The organism is Paenibacillus nanensis (genome assembly GCF_003583765.1).
Taxonomy (GTDB): domain Bacteria; phylum Bacillota; class Bacilli; order Paenibacillales; family Paenibacillaceae; genus Pristimantibacillus; species Pristimantibacillus nanensis.
This window is the reverse complement of record NZ_QXQA01000012.1, coordinates 79,266-105,505: the sequence shown is the minus strand read 5'-3', so window position 1 is coordinate 105,505 and position 26,240 is coordinate 79,266. Positions and strand designations below refer to the sequence as shown.

26 protein-coding genes and 1 riboswitch are annotated in these 26,240 nt (G+C 54.2%); of the genes, 7 read left to right on the top strand and 19 right to left on the bottom strand.

Annotation, left to right across the window (positions count from 1 at the left end):
- Positions 1-57 precede the first annotated feature (57 nt).
- Together wecB and upp are read right to left on the bottom strand one after the other, a co-directional pair.
- Entirely contained in the window at positions 58-1,206 is a 1,149-nt protein-coding gene (gene wecB, locus D3P08_RS18145) for a non-hydrolyzing UDP-N-acetylglucosamine 2-epimerase (protein WP_119601126.1), read from the bottom strand.
- Positions 1,207-1,243: 37 nt separating this feature from the next.
- Positions 1,244-1,873 (bottom strand): uracil phosphoribosyltransferase, encoded by a 630-nt coding sequence (gene upp, locus D3P08_RS18140; protein ID WP_119601125.1) that lies wholly within the window; start codon positions 1,871-1,873, stop codon positions 1,244-1,246.
- A gap of 275 nt (positions 1,874-2,148) precedes the next feature.
- Here upp and D3P08_RS27365 point away from each other — a divergent pair, with 275 nt between their 5' ends.
- The 3 genes from D3P08_RS27365 to D3P08_RS27360 all read left to right on the top strand — a co-directional run bounded on the left by D3P08_RS27365 (position 2,149) and on the right by D3P08_RS27360 (position 3,369).
- Positions 2,149-2,310, top strand: a complete 162-nt coding sequence (locus D3P08_RS27365; protein ID WP_162848525.1) for a hypothetical protein — start codon at positions 2,149-2,151, stop codon at positions 2,308-2,310.
- A gap of 104 nt (positions 2,311-2,414) precedes the next feature.
- On the top strand, positions 2,415-3,200 hold the full coding sequence (locus D3P08_RS18135; protein WP_119601124.1) for a hypothetical protein: 786 nt from the start codon (positions 2,415-2,417) through the stop codon (positions 3,198-3,200).
- Between the two features lie 16 nt (positions 3,201-3,216).
- Positions 3,217-3,369, top strand: coding sequence for a hypothetical protein (locus D3P08_RS27360; protein WP_162848524.1), 153 nt, complete (start codon positions 3,217-3,219; stop codon positions 3,367-3,369).
- A 22-nt stretch (positions 3,370-3,391) separates the two neighbouring features.
- Here the strand turns inward: D3P08_RS27360 and D3P08_RS18130 are convergent, their stop codons facing one another.
- The 4 genes from D3P08_RS18130 to D3P08_RS18115 are packed head-to-tail and all read right to left on the bottom strand — an operon-like array spanning position 3,392 to position 7,507.
- Positions 3,392-4,450 (bottom strand): acyltransferase family protein, encoded by a 1,059-nt coding sequence (locus tag D3P08_RS18130; RefSeq protein ID WP_119601123.1) that lies wholly within the window; start codon positions 4,448-4,450, stop codon positions 3,392-3,394.
- Positions 4,443-5,300 carry a D-alanyl-D-alanine carboxypeptidase family protein gene (locus tag D3P08_RS18125; protein ID WP_119601122.1) on the bottom strand — a complete coding sequence of 286 codons (858 nt, stop codon included), beginning with the start codon at positions 5,298-5,300 and terminating at the stop codon, positions 4,443-4,445. Before D3P08_RS18125 ends, D3P08_RS18130 begins: the two co-directional genes overlap by 8 nt.
- Positions 5,301-5,316: 16 nt before the next feature.
- Positions 5,317-6,423, bottom strand: coding sequence for an alanine racemase (gene alr, locus D3P08_RS18120; protein ID WP_119601121.1), 1,107 nt, complete (start codon positions 6,421-6,423; stop codon positions 5,317-5,319).
- A 4-nt stretch (positions 6,424-6,427) separates the two neighbouring features.
- Positions 6,428-7,507 carry a D-alanine--D-alanine ligase family protein gene (locus tag D3P08_RS18115; protein ID WP_119601120.1) on the bottom strand — a complete coding sequence of 360 codons (1,080 nt, stop codon included), beginning with the start codon at positions 7,505-7,507 and terminating at the stop codon, positions 6,428-6,430.
- Positions 7,508-7,739: 232 nt separating this feature from the next.
- Between D3P08_RS18115 and D3P08_RS18110 the strand changes: the two genes are divergently transcribed.
- Positions 7,740-9,953 (top strand): Ig-like domain-containing protein, encoded by a 2,214-nt coding sequence (locus tag D3P08_RS18110; protein WP_119601119.1) that lies wholly within the window; start codon positions 7,740-7,742, stop codon positions 9,951-9,953.
- Between the two features lie 428 nt (positions 9,954-10,381).
- Here the strand turns inward: D3P08_RS18110 and D3P08_RS18105 are convergent, their stop codons facing one another.
- The 11 genes from D3P08_RS18105 to D3P08_RS18055 all read right to left on the bottom strand — a co-directional run bounded on the left by D3P08_RS18105 (position 10,382) and on the right by D3P08_RS18055 (position 21,790).
- The gene (locus tag D3P08_RS18105; protein ID WP_119601118.1) at positions 10,382-11,338 is read right to left on the bottom strand and encodes an ABC transporter ATP-binding protein; all 957 of its coding nucleotides are present in this window, start codon (positions 11,336-11,338) and stop codon (positions 10,382-10,384) included.
- Positions 11,335-12,336, bottom strand: a complete 1,002-nt coding sequence (locus D3P08_RS18100; RefSeq protein ID WP_119601117.1) for an ABC transporter ATP-binding protein — start codon at positions 12,334-12,336, stop codon at positions 11,335-11,337. Before D3P08_RS18100 ends, D3P08_RS18105 begins: the two co-directional genes overlap by 4 nt.
- A 34-nt stretch (positions 12,337-12,370) precedes the next feature.
- A complete protein-coding gene (locus tag D3P08_RS18095) occupies positions 12,371-13,318 on the bottom strand; it encodes an ABC transporter permease (protein ID WP_119601116.1) in 948 nt (315 codons plus the stop codon).
- A gap of 3 nt (positions 13,319-13,321) precedes the next feature.
- On the bottom strand, positions 13,322-14,257 hold the full coding sequence (locus tag D3P08_RS18090; RefSeq protein ID WP_119601115.1) for an ABC transporter permease: 936 nt from the start codon (positions 14,255-14,257) through the stop codon (positions 13,322-13,324).
- A 124-nt stretch (positions 14,258-14,381) separates the two neighbouring features.
- Entirely contained in the window at positions 14,382-16,073 is a 1,692-nt protein-coding gene (locus tag D3P08_RS18085; protein WP_240647638.1) for a peptide ABC transporter substrate-binding protein, read from the bottom strand.
- A gap of 700 nt (positions 16,074-16,773) precedes the next feature.
- On the bottom strand, positions 16,774-18,021 hold the full coding sequence (locus D3P08_RS18080; RefSeq protein ID WP_119601114.1) for a serine hydroxymethyltransferase: 1,248 nt from the start codon (positions 18,019-18,021) through the stop codon (positions 16,774-16,776).
- 66 nt (positions 18,022-18,087) lie between these two features.
- The gene (locus D3P08_RS18075) at positions 18,088-18,687 is read right to left on the bottom strand and encodes a TIGR01440 family protein (protein WP_119601271.1); all 600 of its coding nucleotides are present in this window, start codon (positions 18,685-18,687) and stop codon (positions 18,088-18,090) included.
- 26 nt (positions 18,688-18,713) lie between these two features.
- Positions 18,714-19,172 carry a ribose 5-phosphate isomerase B gene (gene rpiB / locus D3P08_RS18070; protein ID WP_119601113.1) on the bottom strand — a complete coding sequence of 153 codons (459 nt, stop codon included), beginning with the start codon at positions 19,170-19,172 and terminating at the stop codon, positions 18,714-18,716.
- Between the two features lie 150 nt (positions 19,173-19,322).
- Positions 19,323-19,404, bottom strand: a riboswitch (ZMP/ZTP riboswitch).
- A 71-nt stretch (positions 19,405-19,475) separates the two neighbouring features.
- Positions 19,476-20,057, bottom strand: coding sequence for a low molecular weight protein arginine phosphatase (locus tag D3P08_RS18065; protein ID WP_119601112.1), 582 nt, complete (start codon positions 20,055-20,057; stop codon positions 19,476-19,478).
- Positions 20,058-20,099: 42 nt separating this feature from the next.
- Positions 20,100-20,660 (bottom strand): manganese efflux pump MntP, encoded by a 561-nt coding sequence (locus D3P08_RS18060; protein WP_119601111.1) that lies wholly within the window; start codon positions 20,658-20,660, stop codon positions 20,100-20,102.
- A gap of 62 nt (positions 20,661-20,722) precedes the next feature.
- On the bottom strand, positions 20,723-21,790 hold the full coding sequence (locus D3P08_RS18055) for an L-threonylcarbamoyladenylate synthase (protein WP_119601110.1): 1,068 nt from the start codon (positions 21,788-21,790) through the stop codon (positions 20,723-20,725).
- Positions 21,791-21,998: 208 nt separating this feature from the next.
- Between D3P08_RS18055 and D3P08_RS18050 the strand changes: the two genes are divergently transcribed.
- On the top strand, positions 21,999-22,652 hold the full coding sequence (locus tag D3P08_RS18050) for an FMN-dependent NADH-azoreductase (RefSeq protein WP_119601109.1): 654 nt from the start codon (positions 21,999-22,001) through the stop codon (positions 22,650-22,652).
- 77 nt (positions 22,653-22,729) lie between these two features.
- Here D3P08_RS18050 and spoIIR read toward each other — a convergent pair whose 3' ends face one another.
- Positions 22,730-23,452, bottom strand: coding sequence for a stage II sporulation protein R (gene spoIIR / locus D3P08_RS18045; protein ID WP_206098975.1), 723 nt, complete (start codon positions 23,450-23,452; stop codon positions 22,730-22,732).
- 147 nt (positions 23,453-23,599) lie between these two features.
- On the opposite strand from spoIIR, the gene D3P08_RS18040 reads away from it, so the two are divergent.
- Together D3P08_RS18040 and D3P08_RS18035 are read left to right on the top strand one after the other, a co-directional pair.
- A complete protein-coding gene (locus D3P08_RS18040) occupies positions 23,600-24,499 on the top strand; it encodes an RNA polymerase sigma-70 factor (RefSeq protein ID WP_119601108.1) in 900 nt (299 codons plus the stop codon).
- A gap of 56 nt (positions 24,500-24,555) precedes the next feature.
- Positions 24,556-24,993, top strand: coding sequence for a carboxymuconolactone decarboxylase family protein (locus D3P08_RS18035; protein WP_119601107.1), 438 nt, complete (start codon positions 24,556-24,558; stop codon positions 24,991-24,993).
- Between the two features lie 175 nt (positions 24,994-25,168).
- Here the strand turns inward: D3P08_RS18035 and prmC are convergent, their stop codons facing one another.
- Complete coding sequence (gene prmC, locus D3P08_RS18030) at positions 25,169-26,134, bottom strand: peptide chain release factor N(5)-glutamine methyltransferase (protein ID WP_119601106.1); 966 nt, start codon at positions 26,132-26,134, stop codon at positions 25,169-25,171.
- Positions 26,135-26,240: the final 106 nt, after the last annotated feature.

Here is a 26,240-nt window from a genome sequence, read left to right as displayed (position 1 = left end):
CGTACAGTGCCACTGTATGCTGTATATTCAGGCTTTACGCCGCCTCTAAGCTGAAAACTATGAACGTTGTGTGAACGATTCGGGGCGCGCGCTCGATTTTCCAAAATGATGAAGAATCGCGTCAACAATGCGCTCGGACGCTTTTCCGTCGCCGTACGGGTTAGCCGCTTGGCTCATTCGACAATACAGCGCCGTATCGTTCAGAAGCGCCTTCGCCCTCGCATATACGTTCTCTTCATCCGTTCCGACAAGCTCCAGCGTGCCGGCCTCGATTCCTTCCGGACGCTCCGTCGTATCGCGCAGCACCAGCGTCGGCACGCCGAATGACGGCGCCTCCTCCTGCATACCGCCGGAATCCGTCATAATCATGTACGTATGCGGATAGAAATTATGGAACTCGAATACGTCCAGCGGATCAATCAGGCGGATGCGCGGATGGTTGCCGAGAATTTCGTTCGCCGGCTCGCGTACCGCCGGATTCAAATGCACCGCATATACGACAACGACATCCTCATGCTCGTCCGCAATGCGCTTAACCGCGCGGAAGATGTTGCGGTGAGGCTCGCCGAGCGATTCTCTGCGATGGGCCGTCATCAATATCATGCGCTTGCCTTTCGCCCACTCGAGAACCGGATGAGCGAAGGACTCGTCCACCGTATATTGGAATACGTCCGTCGCCGTATTGCCGGTAATATAAATCGAATTCTCCGACTTGTTCTCCTTGCGAAGATTGTTCGCCGACCATTCCGTTGGCGCGAAGTGGATATCGGATAACACCCCTGCCAGCTGGCGGTTCATCTCTTCCGGATACGGGGACATCTTGTTCCACGTGCGCAGCCCCGCCTCCACATGCCCGACCTTGATCTGCTTCAGAAACGCCGCGTAGCTCGCCAGAAACGTCGTCTGCGTATCGCCGTGCACAAGCACGATATCCGGCTTCGCCTCTTCAAGCACGGGCTCCAGTCCTTCCAGCACGCGAACCGTCGTCTCCGTCAGCGTCTGTCTGTCCTTCATCACATTCAAATCATAATTCGGTTTAATTTCGAAGAAGTCCAGCACTTGATCGAGCATCTGGCGATGCTGAGCCGTAACGCATACGATCGATTGAATCTGATCCTCTCGTTTTTGAAGCTCCAGTACGAGGGGCGCCATCTTCACCGCTTCCGGACGCGTCCCGAAAATTGTCATTACCTTTAGTTTAGACAAAAGATTCCACTCCTACATCTTAATTCACTCAATCTATTTAGTTGGTTCCAAACATGCGGTCGCCCGCATCGCCTAGTCCCGGTACGATATAACCTTTCTCGTCTAGACGCTCGTCCAGCGCGGCGATGTAAATATCCACGTCAGGATGGGCTTCCTGAACCGCCTTCACGCCCTCCGGCGCGGCGATCAGGCACATCAGCTTGATCTGATCGCAATTCCGGCTTTTCAAGGAATTAATCGCCGCTATAGCAGAGCCCCCCGTCGCCAGCATCGGGTCAATGACGATCAGCAGACGGTTCGGAGCATCCGTAGGCAGATTGATGTAGTATTCCTTGGGCTGGAGCGTTTCATGGTCTCTCGCGAGGCCGATATGCCCGACCTTGGCTGACGGGATCAGCTTCAAGATGCCGTCTACCATGCCGAGACCTGCCCGCAGAATCGGAACCAGGCCGACCATGCGCCCGGATACAACCTTTGCGTTCGTCACCGCGACAGGCGTCTCCACTTGAATGGTGTCGAGCGGGATTTCCCTCGTAATTTCGTAAGCCATTAACGTCGCAACTTCATCCACCAGCTCGCGGAAATCTTTCGTGTTCGTCTCTTTGTCCCGAATGAACGTCAGCTTGTGCTGAATTAGGGGATGGTCACAAATAACCAGTTTGCTCATGGAGCTTTAATTCCTCCCAGTATCCTTTTCGAAGGTGCCGCGCTAAGCGTTATACAACCTTTTTTCTTACAACTAGCATGGTCACAATCCCATATATTATAGCACTGTAAAGAAAGCGTTGCATCTGGGGTTAGAAAAAAATAATCTCAAGGCTGATCTGCGCTCAGGAAGAAATAATTGGCCCCTTCCCGCATACAATAGTCATCGTACCGCCGAAGCTTAAGGCGCGGCGAATATAAGCATGGCGATGCCCACGGTCAGAGGAGAGGATCCATGTGCTTGAGAAAATAAAGAAAAGAAAGATTTGGCTGGGCGTCACCGACAGGAAATCGATTCTTGCTTCTTCAGGTCGTGAGCTTGTCCAGTATGAAATCTATCTGGATAAGCCGATCCCCCCGGCATCGCATGGCACGGTGACACTGCTCGGCAAACAATAAACCTGTCGGTACGCTTCGCAAAGGGACCCCTTATTTTTTGGGGTCTTTATTCTTTTCTTGGAAAAACTTACATATCGATTTACAAAGGGGGTGCTTTCACAGCTATGAGAAAAATCGGACAAGTCGTATTCGGCACGTTGATCGGCAGAACGATCGTCTGGGTCTTGTTAATCGTTATGCTCCCGGCTGTCATCGAAGAGATGTTCGAGCTCAATCGCTTTCTCTCTTTGCCGTTTCTGCTTCTCGCCGAATGGGAAGCGGCGGGAACGCTCGCGGGCAGAGCGAAATTTCTCATCCTGTTCATCTTGTACGCGTCTCCGCTCGCTATCCTGGCCTCTTTTCTCTTATTCCGGAAGAAAGCAGCGCCGCCTTACCGCTCCTGTCACGATTACGAGAAACTAATCGCCGATGTGAAGGAAACGGTCAAAAACAGGCAGGCGCCGAAAGAATTGAAAGCGGATAAAATCGATCAATTGTTTGAAGCGCTGATCGATGATGTCTGCAACCTGTTCCGCGTGCAAAGAGCCGATGTCAGAGCCGTGCTTGTCGTGAACAACAGCCGCGGCAGGCATAAATTGACGGGGTGGCGCTGGGGCCGCTCCTGCACGCCCGATCAAGACCGGATGGACTCGAAGGCGATTGATAAATTTCTCGAAACGGAGCTGACGTATCCGATCTGGCAAGAGGTCAAAAGCCACTTCGACCATACGGACTCCGACACGCTGCTGTTCTTCCGGAACAGCGGGAAGCTTGAGCTCGGCTGTCTGATTGCGATTGCCGGCACGGTGGATGTGGAGCCTCATATCGAAGAATGGGAACAGATCGTAAAGCCTTTTACGATGCTGGGCCACATCGATAAGCTCGTTCGTTTTGTCGTAAATTATGGTTGAAGGAGTCGGATGGGGAATGAATGTGGTTGGACGGTTCCTGAATAAACGGTTGCCCGTGAAAGTGATGCGGAAGGTCAAGCGCTCCAAACATCCGGCTCTGACGAAAGCGAAGCACGGCACGGTTATTCTGCGGGGCAAGATCGAGGACGATGCGAGGCTGGCCAAATAAAAAATAATGCGCCCCTCCAGCCCTAGGCGAAAGGGGCGTTGTTCATGACGGCTTGCTTTCGGCGCCGCACCGAGAGAACGGCCTCGATTCCCCCGGCAGCCGCAGCGCTGAGGATACAAACGGCAGCATAGTGCATTATGGATTGGTCGACAGCCAGCTCGCGAAAACCTGCCGCCTCTGCCGCGCCTCGCACGACAACAATGACTGCGGGGTGAAGCAGATAGATCCACTGGCTCATGGCGCCCGCTTTGCGGAAACCGCCGATTTTCGCCTGCGCCGCGAGCTGAAGCAGCGCATACACCGCGGGCAAAAGCATGATATACATACTATCATGCCGCGGAAATTCCGCATCGCGAAGAAGAATGCCCTCGAGCAGCAATGCGCCGGCGCTTGCGAGGAACAGGACCAGGTTCCGCGAACGCCTTGGCTTGCTCGCCGGCATCTTGGCCGCATACATGCCGACCGCCAAATAAACCGGCGCAAAGAATAAGCCGTTGCGCGTATAATCGGACCAGCTGAACAGCCAGTCGTATACCGCCCCGAGCGAATCGCTGCGAGCCGCGAGTCCGTAGTAGCTGTCCCCGAGCAGTCCAATAATATACAGCAGCGTTACGAGCGGATACACGGCGGACGACGGCAGCCGTCTTTGCGCATGGTACACGATGCAGAAGCCGGTAATTAAAGCGGGCAAGTACCATAGATGATAGAAGGTGCCGTCAATTAGAATAGCTCGAACGGCGGCGGTAATATCGATCCCGTGCGCAAAATCTCCTTTATATACGTTGACGGGAAGGTAGAAAACAATAGCTGCGGCATACAATCCCGCTATTCTCCAGACGTACCGCCGGAACGCTCGGTCATCCTTCCGCCTAACGCCCGTCAGCTTGCGGAAGAACAGAAAGCCGGACGCCGCAAAAAAGAACGGCACGGCAAGTCTGGCTACTATGCCGGTCAACAGAAAATCCGCGTAAGGGTCGACCGAAAGAAGCGGTCCGGTATGGATGGCGACGACAAGCATCGCCGCGATCAGCTTGACCAGATCGATCCCGCCGAGCCGCGTTTCCCGCGCAGCGCTACGCATCGATATGGATGCCGAATGCCGTCACGATGAAGCCATCCGCGTTATTGCCGGATATCGTGTAGCGGCTGCAGACCGGGAGCGGTATTTCCGTCCATCCTTCTTCTTCGGCCCGGACATAATAAGCAGCGATCCCTTCGCCGCTATCCATCAGCAGCATCCCGCCTTCGAAGGTGAATCCTTTCAGGTAATCGATATATTCCTCCAGACAGAACTCGAGCCGCTCAATTACGGCAGCATGAGGAGCTCCGACGTATCGGAAATGCCAAGGCTCGGGAGCAATGCCTGTCCTCTCTTCCTTCCCCTCCTGGTACCGCTGAATGAACCCGTGCAGCGCTGCCAGCCGCTTAAATGTTAGACATCTTCCCCGGTCCGGGAAGGACGGAGCAATGAAATCAAGCTCCCCTTCGGTACGCTCCCCTACGTCTACGGCAAGCCCGGACTGATGCTCGCTTCTTCCAGGAAGGGCGACATAGCTAGCCGTATAGACAGGCCCGTTGTCTTGAAGCGATTGCTCGTATATCGCGGCTTGTTCGGCTGCGGTCCGGTAGCCGCTGACAACTACGATATCGTCCTTTGCCCCGGCTGCTTCCAATAGCTCCTCCAGCTTGACCGCGCATTCCGTCTCAAGGGCAATCGAAGCGTCCAGAACCCGAACGCCTGCCAGGCTGGCCAGCTCCGTTAAAGCTGCCTCCGGTTCTCCGCACGTCCGAAGCGGATGGGCGGCATTAATCAGGAGCAGCTCTCCTTGATAAACGGCTTCGCGGCTCAATCGCAGACGTTGTGCTTCTTTCCGGGCCGAATGCCTGCGCAGCGTGTAATCCAAATGATCATGTAAAATCCGCTCTTGCATGTCCAATTCCTTCCTCCTATACCGTATAAACGCGTTCGATTCGCTCCGACAACGATGTCGATATTTCCTGGGAAACACTGTCGAGATAAGACGCCAGCTCCGTGCACGTAATCACTTCATCTCCCTGGCTGCCGATAAGCACCACCTCGTCCCCCGGCTCGCACGGGCCCGGCAATCGCACCATCAGCTGATCCATGCAGATCTTGCCGACAACCGGAGCTCTATGCCCTTTCACCAGCATCTCCGAGCACCGCAAGCTTTGCGACCAGCCGTCGGCATAACCGATCGGGACCGTCCCGACCCATTCCTCTTCCTTCGCCTCATAGGAATTGTCGTAGCCGATACATTCCCCCTTGCGCAGCTTCTTCACTTCGATCAGACGGCTGTGCAGCGACAGAGCCGGCCGAAGATGCAGATCTTTTACGAGCCTCTCCGGGTAAAAGCCGAACATGGCCGCTCCAATTCGCACCATATCCATTGCAAGCTCGGGGAAACGCAGCGCGGCGGCGCTTCCCGCGCAATGGTAATGCGCGGCGCGGACGCCCGACGCTTGGCTCCAAGCCTTCATTCGGAGGAACGTGTCCACCTGCCGCTTAAGAAACCGCGTATCCTCCCTGGCTGCCGTCGCGAAGTGCGTATAGAACCCGTCAACCTCTACGAACTTAGACAATAGCCATGGAACGAGCTCCTCCCACTCTTCGCCTGTTCTCAGGCCGATTCTGCCAAGACCCGTATCTGCTTTCACATGCACCTTCAGCTTGCGACTGCACTCGGCATTTCGGAAAGGCGCCATCCGGCGAAACCAATCCGCCCCGGTAACCGTGATCATCAGATCATGCTCGATCGCAGTCATCACTTCGGCGGGATCGATCGGCGTTAGAATGAGAATGGGAAGGCGGATCCCGCCGGCCCGCAGCTTGAGCGCTTCGTCCAAATAGGCAACGGCCAGCCTGTCCGCTCCCGCCTGCTCAGCCGTTGCCGCTGATTCCAGGGCGCCGTGACCATACCCGTTCGCTTTCACGACCGCCATCAGCTTCACCCCTTCCGGCAGCCGCTTTCGGATTTTCGAAACGTTGTCCCTAATCGCGCCCAGACTCACGATCGCAACCGTATCCCTGCGCATGCCCTCACCTCGCGTGCCTTACGGCTTGTCTATCCGCATGTCTCGTCAAGGCGTAGTCCATCAGCTTCTCGATTAATTCGCCGTAAGCCGTGCCGTCCGTGCGCTCCCACATGACCGGATACATGCTGGTGCCGGTAAATCCGGGAAACGCGTTAATTTCATTTAAAAACAGCCGGCCCTCTTTGTTTAAGAAAAAGTCGACACGGGCAAGTCCCGAGCATTCGTGAAGTCCGTACGCTTTAAGCGCGGTAACGCGAACACGTTCCGTCACTTCAGGCGGAACGGCGGCCGGCACCGACATGACAAGCTCCTTATCCAAATACTTCGACTCGAAATCAAAAAAACGGCTCCGATGGATGAATTCTCCCGGCAAGGAAGCGAGCGGCCGCTCGTTGCCCATGACAGCCACTTGTATTTCTCTGCCGTCGATCTCCTCCTCAATGACGAGCTTGCTGTCGTATTGGAATGCCGTCTCGATTCCTTGCCGCAGCTGAATGGCGTCCTCACACCGGCTTATGCCGATGCTGGAGCCAAGCGACGCGGGCTTGACGTAGCAAGGGAAGCCGATTTCGCTCTCCACTTCCTCCATGAGCCGTACCGCCCGTTGCCGCCAATCCTCCAATCGAATGCATCTATATTCCGCCTGCTCGATCCCCGCCTGCTTCAGCAGCCGCTTCGAGACCTCCTTATCGAGCGTAATTGCGGCTGACAGCACTCCGTTGCCGACATAGGCGACGCCTAGCAGCTCGCACAGCCCCTGCACCGTTCCGTCTTCTCCATTGGCCCCGTGCAGCAGCGGAAGGACGACGGCCTGGCCTCCCGCCTCGGAAATCCAACGGATAAGCACGGTGCCCAGCGTATGCGCGGCCGACCTCGCTTCGGGCTGGAGCGCAAGGTCCTCGATGCGATCGGGACGGCGGTCCAGAAGCCCCTCGCAGCACCACAGGCCATCTCGTGTAATATAGACCGGATAGACATCATGTTTCCGGCGGTCAATCGAACCGAGCACGGTAAAAGCCGTTCGAAGCGAAACTTCATGTTCCGGGGACTTTCCCCCGTATAAGACGAATATTTTCAATTTCATGTATAAGAGCCTCCCCATCGACTTGTCATCTGCAACTAAAGATACCTGTTAATCGTTAAGAGGCTTGTAACCAAATCATAATAAAAGCTTAAATCATCCTAAGCTTTTAGTTAGAAATTGGCACACATGCTTGCAATCCCATTTTTAGGACTGAAGCCCTGTTCATTTTGGGCAGGGAAATGCCGTTATTAATGGGGAAAGAAAAATATTCCAAACGAAGGGGAAGGATGAAGTGAAGCCTAGAAGCAATTGGAGCAGTCCGCTCCTCGGAATTCGGAAATGGCTGGCCGCCGCGATTGCATTCGTGCTCGTCACCGGCCAAGCAGCGGGAGTTGCCTACGCGGCGGAGGAGACCGTCACGGGCATCGAGCTGAATTATGCGGCAGCGGATTACAATGACGTGACGGACGCTCTGGAATTAATCGTTGAGGATGGGACCGTCGAAGTTGCCGTGTTCGCTTCGATATCGGGAACCTCTTCCAAAAAGGATGTTACGGAGTCAGCGACTTGGAAGACCTCGAACAGCTCCGCCGTTAAGGTCGATAAAGGCGTGCTGACCGGGGTGGGCAAAGGCTCCGCCACGATTACCGCTACATATAAAGGCTATTCGGCAACTGTAAAAGCCACATCGGACTATGTCTACGACGAAGTGACGATCATGCAGGACGGCGCAGCCGCCCCTGCCGCTATTGCAGACATACAGCTTGGCGAGGAGCTTGCCTTTACCCTCGACGGGAAAAAGAACGGCAGCACGAACAACATCACGAATGAAGCAACCTGGAGCACGTCGAGCTCCTCTATCGCCACTGTCGATGAGGGGGAAGTAACGCTTATCGGAACCGGCACCGTCACGATTACGGCCAAATATAAAGGCAAGTCCGATTCGGTCAAGCTGACGGTAACTTCGCCATACAAAAAAATTGAAATGTTGCCGGAGCCGACGAATGATCTGCTGGAGCTGGAGGTAGGCGGCGATGACCACGAGCTGGAGGCTGTAGCCCACCCTAAATCCGGCGGCACGCTCACCGTCACAGACAAAGCGAAATGGACCAGCGCCAATACGAAGGTGTTAACGGTCGAAAAAGGCGTATTGACGGCTGTCGCAGCGGGTAAAACAACGGTAACCGTCTCCCATCTCGGCGTAACCGACACGTTAACCGTTGTCGTTCGCACGCCATACCAGTCGATTAAGCTGACGCCGGAGAAGGAACTCCATATGCAGCTGCATGACGAGCCGATCCAGATTCGCGCGCAGGTGCAAAGCACCAAAGGCGAGATCGAAGATATTACAACGGACGGAGCCTGGACCTCCTCCGATGTCACGGTTGCTATGGTCTCGCAAGGCAAAGTGACGCCGAAAGCGGTCGGCACAACAAAAATTACGGTCGCTCACAAAGGCATTAGCCGCAGCATCGAGGTTACGGTATATCCGAGCATTACGAAGCTGAAGGCAGCGGATAAGGAAGTTGACGGCTTCAAAGGCATCAGCGGCGAGCTCCCGGCGATTACGGCAACCACCTTCGACGGTTCTACGGTTGACGTATCCAAGCTGGCCAAGTGGTCGGTTGAGGATGAAGATATCGCGGAGATCAAGGATGGAAAGTGGAAGGCATTGGCTCTAGGCGAAACGACACTAACCGCCACGGTTCAAGGTATCAAGACGGAAGTGAAGCTGATTGTACATCTGAAACCGATTAAGCTGATCGCCGAAAGCAAAGATATGAGCATTATTACGGGAAAAGAATCGGATCTGCCGACCGTCCGTGTCGTTTATGAGGATGGCGAGGAAGCGGATATTACGAAATCGATCGATTGGACAACCAAATCCGATAACATCATCATTATGGAAGATGCGATGAAAGGGCTGGAGGCCTCCAGCGTTACGTTGACGGGCACCTACCTGACCAAAACAGTTTCGGTACGCGTCAAAATCGAGGAGGAAATCGTAAAGTTTGTCGTCGAGCCCTCCAAGATCGAGCTGAATCCGGGCAAGTCCAAATCCATTCGGGTAACTGGCTACTATAAAGACGGTAAAAAAGTATCGATCGGCACCAAAATGAACTGGGCCAGCGCCGATACGGAAATTGCCACAATTAACGGCACTTCATCGGTCAAGGCCGTCGATGTCGGGGCCACAAAGGTTAAAGGCTCCTACCAAGGCAAACAGGTCGAGGTCCCTGTTGTCGTAACGCCGAAGCTGAAATCGTTGCAGCCTTCCACCAAAGCCGTGCAGTTGTCGGCTGGGCAAAGCTACAACGTCACGCTGCAAGCCATATACTACACGGGCAGTCCCGTTACCGCCACGGAAAGCGCCGTATGGACAACGTCCAAAGCAACTGTCGCTACCGTGAAGGACGGCAAAATTACAGCCGTCGCCAAAGGCTCGACCACGATAAAAGCGGCCTATGGCGGCAAAACCGTCTCAATTCGGGTCACGGTGAAGTAACCGCAGCACAACAATAAGGACGCTTACGCAGCTTTAACCTAAAAAGGATGCCTTTTGCGCGAACGGCTAACTACCGTTAACGCAGCGGAGGCATCCTTTTCTATTCTAAAAAAAATTGCTGCAATTGTGCAGGAATTTATCGCGATATGGAGCTGCTCGAATAAAGTTCCTGCAAATGTGCATCAATTCATCAACGAACCATCCTTCTCAGCTAAATATCGTGAAAAATACTGCATTATCGCAGGATTTTTCCCATTTCCACTCATTTTCACGCCTAATTCCTGCATTTCCGCAGTAATTTCTACTGAATCAAACGGATATGCCCGACAGAAGCTAGGCGGCAGACAGGCATCCATTCGGATTGGCTGCAGTCCCGAAATAAAAAAGAGGCGAAGCGGATGCGCGGCATCCTGCTTCGCCTCTTTGTATTATGCGTAATGGCAAGCCGCGAAATGGCCTTTGCCCACATCAACAAGCTTAGGCGCATCCGTCTTACATTTGTCCGTCGCGATCGGGCAGCGAGTGTGGAACTGGCAGCCGCTCGGCGGGTTGATCGGGCTTGGCAGATCGCCCTTCAGGACGATACGCTCGCGCTCGGCTTCAACCTGCGGATCCGGAATCGGAATCGCGGACAACAACGCGCGGGTGTACGGATGGCGCGGATTCTCGTACAGCTCGCTGCTCTCCGCAAGCTCGACAATTTTGCCAAGGTACATAACCGCTACACGGTCGCTGATATGCTTAACCATCGACAGGTCATGCGCGATGAACAGATAAGTCAGACCCATCTTGCGCTGCAGATCCTGCATCAGGTTAACAACTTGCGCCTGAATCGAAACGTCCAGCGCGGAGATCGGCTCATCGGCGATGATGAACTTCGGATCAACCGCAAGCGCGCGGGCGATACCGATCCGCTGGCGCTGACCGCCGGAGAATTCATGCGGATAACGCGTCGCGTGCTCCGGATTCAGGTTAACGAGGTCCAGCAGATCTTCGACCTTGCGCTTGCGCTCGGCGCGGCTGCCGGCCAGGTTATGAATATCCAATGCTTCACCGATAATATCGGTAACCGTCATACGAGGGTTAAGCGAAGCGTAAGGATCTTGGAAAATCATCTGCATGTTGCGGCGGAGAGCTTTGAGCTCCGCGCCTTTCAGCTTGTAGATGTCTTTGCCGTCGAACGTTACGCCGCCGCTGGTCGGCTCGTACAGACGCATGATTGTGCGTCCAGCCGTCGATTTGCCGCAGCCGGATTCGCCAACGACGCCCACGGTTTCGCCACGGCCGATTTCGAAGGAAATGTCATTAACGGCTTTCAGTATATTTCCTTTGCCCAAGTTGAAAAACTTGCGCAAATCACTCACTTGAACTAACGGAGAGCTCATACCGGCACCTCCCGATTCGCGTAAGGATGCAGCATCCAGCAAGCTGCAGCGTGGGAATCGCTTCCCTTAATGGCATGCAGATTCGGATCGTTATCCACGCATACTTTCATCGCTTCGTCGCAGCGAGCGCAGAAGCTGCAGCCCGCAGGCGGCTTGATCAGATCCGGCGGCGTGCCCGGAATCGGAATAAGCGGTTCGTCCTTCTTCTGGTCCAGACGCGGCAGGGAACGCAGCAAACCGCGAGTATACGGATGCTGAGGGTTTTGGAAGATCTCCCACTTCGTGCCTTGCTCGACGATACGTCCCGCATACATAACGATGACGCGGTCGCAGACGTCAGCCACGACGCCCAGGTCATGCGTAATCAGAATGATGGAGGTGCCCATCTTCTTCTGCAGATCCTTCATGACGCGCATAATTTGCGCTTGGATCGTCACGTCGAGTGCCGTAGTCGGTTCGTCGGCGATCAGTAGGGACGGGTTGCACGCCAGCGCGATCGCAATCATCACGCGTTGTCGCATACCGCCCGAGAATTGATGCGGGTATTGTTTGATACGAGCTTCCGGATTCGGAATACCGACCAGGCTCAGCATCTCGATCGCTCTTGCTTGAGCAGCCGCTTTGCTTACGTTCTGGTGCTTAATCAGGCCTTCCATAATTTGCGCGCCTACCGTTAACGTAGGATTTAAGGAAGTCATAGGATCTTGGAAAATCATGCCGATTTTGTTGCCGCGCACAGCCTGCATTTCTTTCTCTGACAGCGTAAGAAGCTCTTGTCCGTCAAACTTAACAGAACCGTTTTTGATTCTGCTTGGCGGCGATGGGTTCAGTCTCATGATGGATTGAGCGGTAACGCTCTTACCCGACCCGGATTCCCCTACGATCGCGACTGCTTCCCCCTCCTTCACGTCAAAGGAAATGTCGCGAATCGCCTGTACTTCACCGCCGTATACGTCAAAGGAGACGCTTAGGTTTTTGACTTCCAGCAAGGTCTTCATTAGCAATGACCTCCTCTCAGCAAAAGCTGGGTTGTTATTTTTTCAGCTTCGGATCGAATGCGTCGCGCAGACCGTCTCCGAAGACGTTAAAGGCAAAAATCGTTAAGCTCAAGAAGAGAGCCGGGAATAACAAACGCCATGTGTGACCGCTAAAAATCGCTCCGACGCCGTCGTCAATCATCGTTCCCCATGAGGCAGTAGGCGACTGTACGCCTAGACCCAGGAAGCTAAGGAACGCCTCGGTAAAGATAGCGTTCGGAACCGTCAGCGTCAAGGTGACGAGAATCGGTCCCATCGCGTTCGGAATCAAGTGACGGAAAATAATCCGGAATGCGCTGGCGCCAAGAGATTTGGAGGCGAGAGCATATTCCTGATTTTTCAGCTGCATCACTTGGCCGCGCACGATCCATGCCATATTGATCCAGCCCGTTATGGACATGGCGACAATGATGGTGGTCAAGCTTGGCTCCATGACAACCAAGAGCAGGATAACGACAAGCAGGTAAGGGATGGAATAGAGAATTTCAGAGAAGCGGTTCATCACTTCATCCACTCTACCGCCGAAGTAACCCATGATCCCCCCATAGATTATCCCGATAATCAGGTCAATCAGGGCCGCTACAACACCGACAAAAATCGAAATTTGCGCGCCCTTCCATGTTCTTTCCATGAGGTCGCGTCCGAGGTCGTCGGTACCGAACCAATGCGTGCTGCTTGGCGGTTGGTTTGTATTCTGCAAATTTGTCGTATAGTGATCCTGTGGAGAAATCCAAGGTATCAATATAGAGGCTAAAATGATCAGAATGATGATCCAGAACCCAACCATCGCCAGCTTATTGCTCAGCAGTCTCATTCTGATGTCCTGCCATGCCGTTAAGCTTTTCCGTCCAACCTCATCCTTTAAAACTTCTTCTCTCTCAAGCTTCTCGAACAGCTCAGGGCTTAGATGATCGGAAGCATTTCCATGATGTTGGTTCGCCATCGTTTACTTCGCCCCCTTTCCACCAGATGCGCGCATGCGCGGGTCAACCAGCACATAGGCCACATCCGCCAAAAACCTGGATACCATCAAGATCACCGCATAGAAGATGGTAATGCCCATAATAAGCGGGTAGTCCCGATCTATAACGCTCTGAACAAAGTACTTCCCGATTCCCGGAATCGCAAAAATTTTCTCGATAACGACAGAGCCCGTAATAATACCCGCGGTCAGCGGACCAAGATAGGTTATGACAGGCAGCATCGAGTTGCGCAGCGCATGGCGCACGATGATCACGTAACCGGAAAGTCCTTTGGATTTGGCAGTTTTAATAAAATCCGCATTCAATACTTCAATCATAGTCGATCTAAGCAATCTTGCGATAAAAGCAATAGGACCAGAAGCCAGCGCAATGGTCGGCAATACATAATCCAATGGGCCTTCAAGGCCGGATACTTCAAACCATCTAAGTTTAAAAGCAAGCGTGTATTGCAGTAAAGGTCCTAATACGATACTTGGAATGGCTAAGCCGATAACGGCAATAATCATTGCTAAATTATCAAGAAGCTTGCGATGATACATCGCGGCAATAATACCTAAAATACATCCGACCACCACAGCCGTAATAACCGCGGAGATCCCCAATCTGAGCGATGGTCCGAACGAATCGGCAATCATCTTGTCAACCGATTGGAATTTCTTCTTCATGGAGATACCCATATCCCCGTGAAGGAGATTGTTCATATACTTTCCATACTGCACAATCAGCGGCTTGTCCAAGCCATAATACGCTTCCAAGTTTTTCTGAACAGCTTCGCTTGTCGCCTTCTCAGATTGCAGCGGGCTACCCGGAACTGCGTTCATAAGCATAAATGTCGCGGTAATGAGCAAAAAGAGCGACAGAAGCATATACAGAAACTTGCTTACGATGAAACGGAGCATCTCGATCACCCACTCTCTCAAAATCTTTTTAACATTTCAAAAGGGTATATATAGAGACTATATATACCCTTCTGGAACAAGTTACTCTAAGTTAGCCGCTATAGACAATCAAGGTTGAGTGACCTTATTTCTTGCTGCCGTGTACCCAGTCAATATGACCAGCGTAGTCGGAAATAACGCCTTCGAAGCCTGGCTTAATCATAGTAACAGTCGTGTAATAGTACATCGGAAGTACAGCCATGTCGTCGGACAATGCGATTTTCTCCGCCTCAGCCATCTTCGCCATGCTCTCTTCTGCAGAAGAGGATACAAGAGAATCGTCAAGAAGCTTGTCGACTGCAGGATTGTTGTACTTACCGTCGTTGTTGCCGGATTTGGAGTAAATCAGGTCATACGTGAAGTTGATCGGATGGTTGATGTCCGCACCCCAACCGGAACGCGCAATATCAAATTGACCAGCTTTTCTTGTTTCAAGGAATGTGCCCCACTCTTGGTTAGCCAGCTTAACTTCTACACCAAGGTTCGTGCGCCACATATCAACAGCCGCTTCAGCGATCGCTTTGTGGCCTTCGCTTGTGTTGTACAGTAATGTTACTTCAGGGAACTCAGACAGACCCAGTTCTTGCAAACCTTTTGCAAGCAGCGCTTTTGCTTCTTCAACGTTTTCTGTCGAAAAACCAGTGTCTGGATAAACTTCACGGAACATTTTGCCTTCTGGACCCGCAATACTTGGAGGCACCAGACCGAATGCAGGCGTTTGGTTCGCTTTCGCTACGTTGTCAATCAAAGCTTGACGGTCGATGGACATCGAGAACGCTTTACGTACATTTACGTTATTGAATGGTACTTTATTGTTGTTAAACAGGTAGTAATAAGTCGATGCAACCGCCGTGATTTCAGCTTTCTTCTGCTCAACCAGCTGAGGAATCAGGTCAGATGGCACGGAACCAGCTTGAGCGCCGATCCAGTCGATTTTGTCTGTCTCATACATTTGGTAAACGGTGTTCTCATCTTCAACCAAAGAAATCGTTACTTTAGTGAAGTTGATAGCATCAGCGTTGTAGTAGTCTGGGTTCTTCTCAAGAACCAGCTTGTCTGCGTGCTTCCATTCTGTCAAACGGAAAGGACCGTTGGAAACGATTGTGTTAGCTTCAGCAGCCCAGTCAGCAGCACCTTCTACAGTTGCTTGGTGAACCGGCAGGTACGTGTAGTGCGACAGCAAGCTTGTGAAGTATGGAGCCGGTGTATACAGCTTCACTTCAAGCGTGTAATCGTCAGTAGCTTTAACGCCTACATCATCAGCAGACGCTTCGCCAGCGTTGTACTTTTCGCCGTTCTCAAGATAGAACAGCATGTATGCATACTCGGAAGCTGTCTCTGGGTTCAGAGCGCGTTTCCAAGCAAATTCGAAGTCTTTCGCAGTGACAGGGTCACCGTTGCTCCATTTTGCGTCTTGACGGAGTTTGATTGTGTAATTCTGGTTGTCTTCCGTAATGATTTCTTGAGCAAGCGCGTTTTCAGGCTCGCCTTTTGTGTTCAAACGAGTCAAACCTTCGTAAAGGCCAGCTGCTACGATGGACGATTGCGCATCCGTCATCAGGGCTGGGTCCAAGCTTGGCGGTTCACTTGCAAGCGTGAAACGGAACTCTTGAGGCGTCTTGTTTTCTTCTGCTGCCCCATTGTTCGCTCCGTTGTTCGCCGGATCCTGCGCATTGTTTCCGCCGTTGTTGTTACCGCTACAAGCAGCAAGCAACATGCTGAAAGCAATGACCAGGACTAGCATAAAGTGCACTGGCTTTTTGAAATTTCCTTTCACCAACATCAACTCCCACTTTCTATATAATTTTTGTTAAAACCATAAGTAATGCGACGGAGCTGCTAAAAACCACGAATGTAATGTTTATTTACATGGTTTTTATATTTATTCGACGTAAAACAATATACAACTTCATTTGAACTATTGTCAACTAAAACAATCTCCCAATATCGACCCTGGCGTTGATTTTACTATAACCCGCAGATGAAAATTTATGAGTAAAAGCGCATTTACATACATACGGCTTGTACTTTAATGCATTGCTTCAATTAAGCATTAAAACATTTACGCATTACTGCATATTCGCATTAATGCGGGCTTGTATTGCCGCTTACAAGCTTTTATCCATTTTCGCGCTGACTCAATTATGCATTAACGTACATATCTTGTTATAATCCGATAAGAACCAACAAGGAGGGCGACTCAGAGCATACGCCTTGCCCCGGATTTTGTCAATGACAAGCGCGAACCATTATCCATAACTGGAAGAATAATGTATTTAATATTTATACTTATATAATGAAATAATATTTCAAGCACCCGCCGGTAAGAACATTATAAAGGCAAGGATTGTTAACAAATCATGAAATGATAGAAATGATAACACAACTTTTCCGATATATTTGTGCAGACAACTTTTCACAAAAACAAAAAGCCGCCCGCGGCATGGCTGCCAGGGCGGCTTTATTTTGTCCAAATATTAATAGGTCATGTTCGGGTACAGCGGGAACTTCGCGGTCAAATCGCGTACCATGCCTGTCGCTTTATCCAAGACCGATTGGTCCTCTGGATTTTTCAGAACAAGCGCGATAACCTCAGCAATGACCTTCATCGCCTCTTCATTCATGCCGCGAGCAGTTGCCGCCGGCGTGCCGATCCGAATACCGCTTGTTACAAACGGGCTGGTCGGGTCGAATGGAATTGCATTTTTATTCACGGTAATGCCAACTCGATCCAATACATGCTCTGCCGCTTTGCCCGTAATATTGAGGCTGCGCGTATCGATGAGCATCAGATGGTTATCCGTACCGCCGGATACGATATTGATGCCTTTGGCCATCAGCTCTTCGGACAGAACCTTCGCGTTTTTCACGACGTTCTGCGCATATTCCTTGAAGGAAGGCTGCAGCGCTTCGCCGAAGGCTACCGCCTTCGCCGCGATAATGTGCATCAGCGGACCGCCTTGGGAGCCTGGGAACACGGCCTTATCAATAGCTGCCGCCCAAGCTTTGAGGCACAGAATCATACCGCCGCGAGGACCGCGGAGCGTCTTGTGCGTCGTCGTTGTTACGAAATGAGCGTGCGGAACCGGGCTCGGATGCAAGCCTGCCGCTACAAGACCCGCGATATGCGCCATGTCGACCATAAACAGCGCGCCGACTTCATTCGCGATTTGACCAAGCTTCTCGAAATCGATGATCCGCGGATATGCGCTTGCGCCAGCTACGATCAGACGAGGACGATGCTTGAACGCCAGCTTCCGCACTTCTTCATAGTCGATCGTGAAGGAATCTTCCTGCACGCCGTATGCAACGAAGTTATACAGCAAGCCGGACGCGTTGACCGGGCTGCCGTGCGTGAGGTGGCCGCCATGCGCCAGATTCATGCCGAGCACGGTGTCGCCAGGCTGAAGCGCGGCCAAGTATACCGCCATGTTCGCCTGTGCGCCGGAATGCGGCTGAACGTTCGCATGCTCAGCGCCGAACAGCTCCTTCGCGCGTTCGCGCGCAAGGTCTTCCACGATGTCAACATGCTCGCAGCCGCCGTAGTAGCGCTTGCTCGGGTAGCCTTCCGCATATTTGTTCGTGAGCACGGAGCCCATTGCCTCGAGAACCGCTTCGCTGACGATGTTCTCCGACGCGATCAGCTCGATGTTATCGCGCTGACGTTGAAGCTCCAGGCCAAGCGCTCTCATTACCTCTGGGTCTTGCTTGCGTAAATGTTCCACTTTCAATTCCTCCCTGGACGTTTTGTATAGCAAAACTGCATCATAAGCAGCATAAGCTTCCTTCTATTAGTCGCAAAGCTCAGCGGATTGCTCCGGATTCAGGCGCTGCTCCGCATCATAGACCGCTCTCGCTCCGCCGATCAGCTTCGGCCGCGTTATCGCCATCGTCACGTGAGCCGAACCGATCGTCTTATTCGTCGGTCTGACGGGAACCGCCACCCGCTTCAAATGCATCCCGATAAACGTATCGCCGATATCGATCCCCGCATGCGCTTCAATGCGTTCCACCAAGCACGGCGACTCTAGCTTCCCATACGCATAGGCGGCCATAGAGCCTCCCGCTTTCGGTACAGGCACAGCGTGAACGATCTCCAGACCCAGCCGTTCGGCGGTATCGTGATCGATCACAAGCGCGCGGTTCAAATGCTCGCAGCATTGGTAGACCGGAACAAAGCCGATCTCCTTCCGAACGGCCTCGACGCCGGCGTGAATGGCGGCTGCCGTCTCGACCGCACCGGCCGTGCCGATCCGCTGGCCCATAACCTCGCTCGTGCTGGCGCCGATAACAAGCAGCTGCCCTGCCCGCATCTTGCCCGCCTGCGTCAGCTCCCGGACGGCTTGCTCGACTAAGCCGGCGATTTGCACGGCATTGATTTCCTGGTTCATGCTCATATCGCAGTCCTCCCCGAAGATTAAGGATGAACCGTGAACCGTTTCTCGAGCTCCATCACCTTATTTACCCGGCCGATATGGCGGTCGGCGTTCGAGAAAGGCGTCTCGAGCCATATCTTCACGATCTCGGCGGCAACGCCAGGACCAATTACGCGTTCGCCCATCGCAAGGACGTTGGTGTCGTTATGCTCGCGAGTCGCTTTCGCCGAAAACATATCATGAACGAGCGCGCAGCGAATGCCCGGATACTTGTTCGCCGCGATCGACATGCCGATCCCCGTGCCGCAAATCAGGATACCGCGGTCCGCTTTGCCGCTGGTTACCATCTCGCACACCGGCAGCGCGTAGTCCGGATAGTCGACGGACTGCTCGCAGCTGCAGCCTACATCTTCAATTTCATGACCTAATGCTTCAATAATCGGAACAAGCTCATCCTTCAGTCGGTATCCGCCATGGTCGGCGCCAATTGCAATCTTCAATGTAAACACCCTTCCCAAATTGGTAGTCCGTTATCCTTGCGGCCGAAGCCATCATGGACATGCAAATAAGCGATGTAACCCCATGAAGCTAGTATACCTGTTTCTCCCCGAAAAGACGAAAAAAGAGCATGACATGCTTATTCGCATGCTGCTCTTTGCCCAGGCGACCGGCCGTATATTCCGATGCTCCACCGTGGTTAGCCCACTTCCGTCGCCAGTTACATCGGAAACCGTTATTGTCTCCCTCATCATAGCTCAATTGGAGTAAGAAATCAATCATCAATCGCCCGCGATTCAAACCGATTATCGCCGGTTCGCGAGCTTGTCCAGCAGCTTATGCAGCGCTTCCTCGATCTCCGCCGAGCAGCTGTTATAGACGGACTGAGAGCCGCCGAATGGGTCCGCGATATCGAAGCTCGGAATTTTCTTCTCCAGCTCCAGCAGCCGCTGCCTCTCCTCCGCCGTAAGCTGCTGCCCGAGCGCGCTTTTCATCTGCATCTCCGTGTATAAGCCCTCCAGCTCCAAAATATCGCCCAACAGCGTTTCGTCCTGGTAGGCGAATTCCTTTAGCGTAAAGGTTTTATCTACAGCCTCCGGGAAGTAATGCAGCAGGTCCCGCTTATGCGCGGCTGTCATGGTCAAAATAAGATCCGCCCATTCGACGGCTTCCGCCGTCAGCGCTTTTGAAGAGCCTTTATGCTCGATTCCGCGTTCCCGGAGCGCATTCAGCGCGTTCGAGGATACCGGCAAGCCGTCCACGGTCGACACGCCCGCCGACCTGACGGCAATCGTCATTCGTCTTTGATGCGCCAACCGGTGCAGAATCGCCTCCGCCATAGGCGAGCGGCAAGTATTCCCTGTACAGATGAATAAGATTCGCTTCATGAGGCCAGCTCCTTTCGATCGTTTACGTTTTTCCGGGTGGACCTAGATAATAAAAAGCAAACCGAACACCAGCAAAATCGCGCCCCCGCACGCTTCGCCATATTCCCCGAGCTTGCCGCTTACCTTTCTTCCCAGCAGCAGACCGAGCATCGACATGAGTCCCCCGAACAAGCCGAACAGCAGAATCGTCAGCCACATATCCGCGGAGAACATGCCGAGCGTAACGCCAACCGAAAAGGCATCCACACTGACGCTCATGGCCAGCACCAGCAGCCCTATCGGCGAACGATGGTTAAAGGATTGAACGTCCTCCCCGCGGACCGAGCTGTAGATCATATGTCCGCCCAGCAGCATGAGCAGAACGCCGGCCGCGATCGTCGCCACATTCCCAAGAAGACCGCTGACCAGCTGACCCGTCAAAATGCCGCCTACCGGCATGATCATATGAAACAAGGCAATGATGATGCCGAGCTTCAATATATCGAGCAGCCTGATCCCCTTAAGCCCGATACCCAGACCTAGCGAGAACGCGTCGAATCCAAGCGCCATCGCAATAATGAGCAGCGTCAAAAATTGTCCCGCATAAGCACTAGCATCCATCAATAGAACCCTCCATGTCCGCCTGCAATCTCTAATCAACATATGCGGGCATGGGGACAAACATACTACTTGTCTATTCGAATCACTCTTCCGCCGGCCGCCTTTTGCATGCGGTTCATTAACGCCCCGCCAAGCCCCTCGTCCGAACAAGCCTCGGACCAGATCCGGTTGATACCGGCGTCGTCGAACCTTCGAAGCAGCGCATAGAGCCGGCGCGCCGCTTCATCAAGCTTGCTTTCGCTTCCAAGGTCCAGCACCAAATCCGCGTTGTAGGCGTGAACCCTCTCGCTGAACGCCAATACGCCCGTCAGCTCGCCGCGCAGCTTCGCGGCTTCCGCCAGCGGATTCACATAAGCCGGAATGTCGCCCGGCTCGCCCTGAACGACCGTCAGCTCCCCCTTCGGAGCGTAGTGGGTATATTTCATCCCCGGCGAACGAGGCTGCAGAGCCGCGTCCTCTTGCTCCCCGGCGCCAATGACTCCGATGTCGGGACAGGCTTGTCTGAAGGCTTCCTCCGTCACGCCGCCCGGGCGCAAAATACGGATCGTATGCTCATCCTCCAGCTCGATGACGGTCGATTCGAGCCCAACGCCGGTTGCTCCGCCATCGAGAACGCCATCGATGAAGCCGCGCAGGTCCTCGACCACATGGCTTGCCAGCGTAGGGCTTGGCCTGCCGGACTTGTTCGCGCTTGGCGCCGCTACAGGGCAACCCGCGCGCGACAGCAGCTCTAGCGCAACTTGGTGGTCCGGCATCCGCACGCCAACCGTCGGCAGACCGGCTGTCACGAGCGGCGACAGCGCATCGGGGACGACCGGCAGCACCAGCGTCAGCGGACCCGGCCAGAACCGCTCCATCAGCTCCTCGGCCAGCTTCGGGTAAGGAAGCACAAGCCCGTCCAGCTGGCTGACGCTTGCGATATGCACAATCAGCGGATTATCCGACGGCCGGCCCTTCGCTTTAAAAATACCGGCGACCGCCTCGCTGCTGCGCGCGTCCGCGCCGAGCCCGTACACCGTCTCCGTCGGAAACGCGACGAGCCCGCCGCTTCGGAGCATCTCCGCCGCTTCGCCGACCGGATCCGCGGATGCGGACTCCGGATCATCTAACATCCATAATTTTGTATCGATCATAATGTTATTCAATCCTTGCTTTTGCCTATAATGTCCACTTCTCCGCTATTATAGCACATTCGCTTCCAGATCGAACGGGTCCGGGAAAAGCCGCAAGGCGATTCGCCGCATACAAAAAGACTCCTTTTGCTCTTGTCACAAGATCCCCCGCTAATTTGTCTATACTATGACGCAAACTTAAAGCTATATAGAGAAGGAGAGAACGATAATGGATAAACTGCTCGTAATCAACGCTCACCCGAAAGTGGATGACGATTCCTCCGTAAGCTTGTCCGTGCTTCGCCGCTTTCTGGAGACCTATAAAACATGCAATCCGGAAGGACCGATCGAGCACATCCAATTGTACCGGGAACCCATCCCTTACATCGATCAAGTCTTCTTGCGCATACAAGAAAAAACGAGGAGCAATATGCCCTTGAATGAGGAGGAGCAGCGGCTTTCCTCGCGCATGTCGGAAATCCTCCGGCAGTTCAAAAGCGCCAAGAGGTACGTGATCGCCATGCCTCTTCATAACTTTAATGTGCCATCCAAGCTCAAAGATTACATCGATAATATTTTGATCGCCAAAGAAACATTCGCTTACACGGAAAACGGCTCGGTCGGTTTGCTGAACGACGGCAGGAGCGTTCTCGTCATTCAAGCGAGCGACGGCATTTATACGAACCAGGATTGGTATTCGGAGGTCGAGTACTCCCACAAATATTTAAAATCGATGTTCAACTTCATGGGAATCGACTATCAGATCATTCGCGCGCAGGGGAATTATGTCTTGGGCAGAGAAAACGTATTGGCAAAAGCATTCGAAGAAGCAGATACGGCCGCGGCGCTCCTGGCTGGTCAAGCAGTAAAAGGCGCCCTATAAACCAATATCCCCGCACCAACAAAAATAAACCGCACCTTCTTCTAACCCAGAAGGTGCGGTGTTCGCGTTTATAACGTCTAGAACAAGGATTTGATCCAATCGATAAGCGATTGCAGCAGCTCCCAAAGGAAAAATTTCGCTTTCGGCGCTTCGCCCGCTCCTGCGTCTGCGCTGTCCGCAGATGCCTTCTGAACGGCGGCGTCATCGCCGGCAGCTGCCGCAGCGACTTCCGCGTCTGCCGACGCCGCCGAAGCCTCGCCTGTCGCCGCGTCGACGAAACAAAGCGGAGGGAACAGCACGCACCACCAGTTTTGCCCTTTGCCTTCGCCGATCGTAATGAGCAGCGCTTCGTATTCGCCGGCCGGATACACCTTGCTGCCGTACATTTTGGTCGGGAACTCCACCATGCCGAGCTCAGCCGTTGAGTCATACGAGAAGCCTCTGCTCGCCAGCACATCCGCCACAATGCCTTGCAGCTCCGGCAGCTTGGTGCGGATCGTTTCGCGAGCCTGCTCGATCGTTTGCTGACCGGCCGCCCAGCTGTTCATCGCCTTTACGATTTCATCGCGGACAATACGCTTCACCAGCTGATCGGACGGACTGTCCGAGTTGGCCAGAATGCGCAGGCGGATCGCTTCTTCCGGAATGCCGCCCTGCACGACGGCAGCATCCATTTTTTGAGCTTCCCAGCTCATGATCAGAACCATAATTGCCATTATAATAAAACCATAGGATTTACGGTAAGGGAATCGATACGGCCTAGCGGAATAATGGGATGAAAGGGAATAAGTACGGGACATGACACAAGCTCCTCTCGCGCACCCGCCGGTGCGTCTGCTTGCGTTCCGGAACGTCTCTATCCGTCATTATGTCCGGACTGTCCGCTCTATAAACCTATCAATTTTAAAAAATAGAGTTGGCGCGCGAATGAAGGAGGCTTGGCGCTTATGACCGCTGCATCGCCTTACGAAAGGTACCGCCCGCTGCTTACGAATCTAGCCTATCAAATGCTCGGTTCGATGAGCGATGCGGAGGACATCGTTCAAGATATTTTCCTCGACTATTATCAGCTTGACCAAAATGCGATCCAGAACGAGAAGGCGTTTCTCGTCCGCATGGCGACCAACCGCTGCTTGAACCTTTTGAACTCCGCCCGCAAACGGAGGGAGACGTATGTCGGCAACTGGCTGCCGGAGCCGGACGTTACGTACGGCGGGAGCGGCACGCCGGTCGATCCCTTGGCGTATTCGGAACGGAACGAAAGCGTCACCTATGCGATGCTGGTTGTGCTGGAGCGGCTCAGCGGTATAGAGAGGGCGGTGTTTTTGCTTCGCGAAACCTTTGCGTTCGACTACCATGAGATTGCCGACATCGTAGGGAAATCCGAAGCAAACTGCCGCAAAATATTAAGCCGGGCCAAAGAAAAGCTCGGCGCCTCCGCCGAAGTGCCCCCGTTCCGAAGCGAACGGGCGGATCAATTGGCGAAGGCGTTTATCGACGCGGTGGAGATGGGAAATACGGAGTCGCTTATCGGTCTGCTGACGGAAGACGCCGTTATGGTATCCGACGGCGGCGGCAAGGTGCGCGCGGCTATCTTCCCGATTAAAGGCCGAGACCGTATCGGCGCGTTTTTCGCCGGGCTCTCGCGCAAAGGCCTCACGGCGCGCGGTTATATTCCCGCTTACGTTAACGGACAGTCCGGCTTCCTCCTTCTGCAGGACGGTAAGCCGGCGCGCGTTATGACGTTCCGCTGGGACAGCGCGGGCGAAAAAATCGAAGAAATTTATCTCATGATGAACCCCGACAAGCTCACCTCTGTCACAAACGCGGACGCTATCTTGTCATAGAAGAGAGCCGAAGCCGCAAGGGCTTCCGGCGCGATGATGACAAGGAGTGATGGAGAATGAAAACAAGAATGTCGCTGTTCAATGAACTCCCCGGCGGTTATGAAGCTATGTCGGGCTTGGAGAAATTTGTGCGTTCGTCCAGCCTGGAGCATAGCTTGATTGAGCTTGTGAAAATACGCGCTTCGCAAATCAACGGCTGCGCTTTCTGCATCAATATGCATACGGTCGACGCCAGAAAGGCGGGCGAAACGGAGCAGCGCATCTATGCGCTCAACGCTTGGAGGGAAACGCCGTATTTCTCGGAGAGGGAACGAGCTGCGCTCGCCCTCACGGAATCGGTTACGCTCATCGCGGGCAGCCATGTGCCGGACAGCGTCTACGATGAAGCCGCCCGCCACTTCGACAACAAACAGCTAAGCGAGCTGATTATGGCCATCGTGACGATCAACGGCTGGAACCGTATCGCGATCGCGACGGGCATGATGCCGGAGTAATCCGGCGAGGTTCCCAGGACGATTCCGGCCTCTTGTATTGATCATAACCGGCAGCGATACATCCAATTCCGAGCAAAATAACGAAGATAGACATAGCAGCAGCCTCCCTTGTGCCATACATGACGGGAGGCTGCTGCTTTTCATTCCATATCTTAGCCCTTAACGATGCCGCCGCTTACTCCTTCGTCCGCACCGCGATAATATGCCGCTCGATCCCGCCGTAGTCGGTGATGATGCGGATCTCGTCCCACGCGCCGAGCTCGCGCATCCGCTCGGCGACGATGCGGGGCTGGCCCATGCCGAGCTCGAAGGCGACGATGCGCGGCATGGCCGGGAGCAGCGGCAGCTGCTCCAGCATGCGGCGGTACGGCTCCATGCCGTCCGCCCCGCCCTCCAGCGCGAGGTGCGGCTCATAATCCCGCACCTCGCGCTGGAGGCCCGGCATATCCGCCGACGGAATGTACGGCGGATTGCTCACGAGCACGTCGACGCGCGCCTCCGCGCCATCGACGGCCGCGCCGCCGCGCCCTGTAGCGATGAAGGGCGCGAGCAGGTCGCCCTGCGCGAACGCGAGTCGGCCCGCTACGCCGTGGCGGGCCGCGTTCGCGCGGGCGACTTCAAGCGCGTCCGGCGACAGGTCGGACGCGCACACGCGCCAAGCGTGACGCTGCGCGGCGAGCGTCACGGCGATGGCTCCGCTGCCGGTGCCGACGTCGACGACCGTCGGCGCCGCAGCGCTCGCGTCAGCCGCCGCCGAAGGCCACAGCCGGTCGGCGGCTTCCAGCACCGCTTCCACGAGCAGCTCCGTCTCGGGGCGCGGAATCAGCACGGCGGGCGTCACCGTGAACGGACGCCCGTAGAACCACTCCTCGCCGATCAGGTACTGGAGCGGCTCGCCGGCCCCTCTGCGGCGCACCAGCGCCGTCCAGGCCTCCCCCTTCTCGGCGGGGAAGGGGTCGTGCCAGGCCAGCAGCAGTGCCGCCCGTTCAAGCCCCAGCACATGCATGAGCAGGCGCTCCGCCTGGCTGCGGCCATCCTCGACCCCCTGCGCATCCAGCCAGGCGGCCGCGCGGTCTCGCGCCTCTCTAATCGTCATTCCCGGGGTAAACCAATCTTCGCCCCGCCCTTCTTGACCCGTCATCGAATCTCCTCCTGAAACGTTTTGCAGGAAGTCCGGCATTCCCTATGGATGCGGACAAGCCCTTCGTTTGCTTGCACAAAAAAGCCGGCCCGCCGCGCCGCTTGCT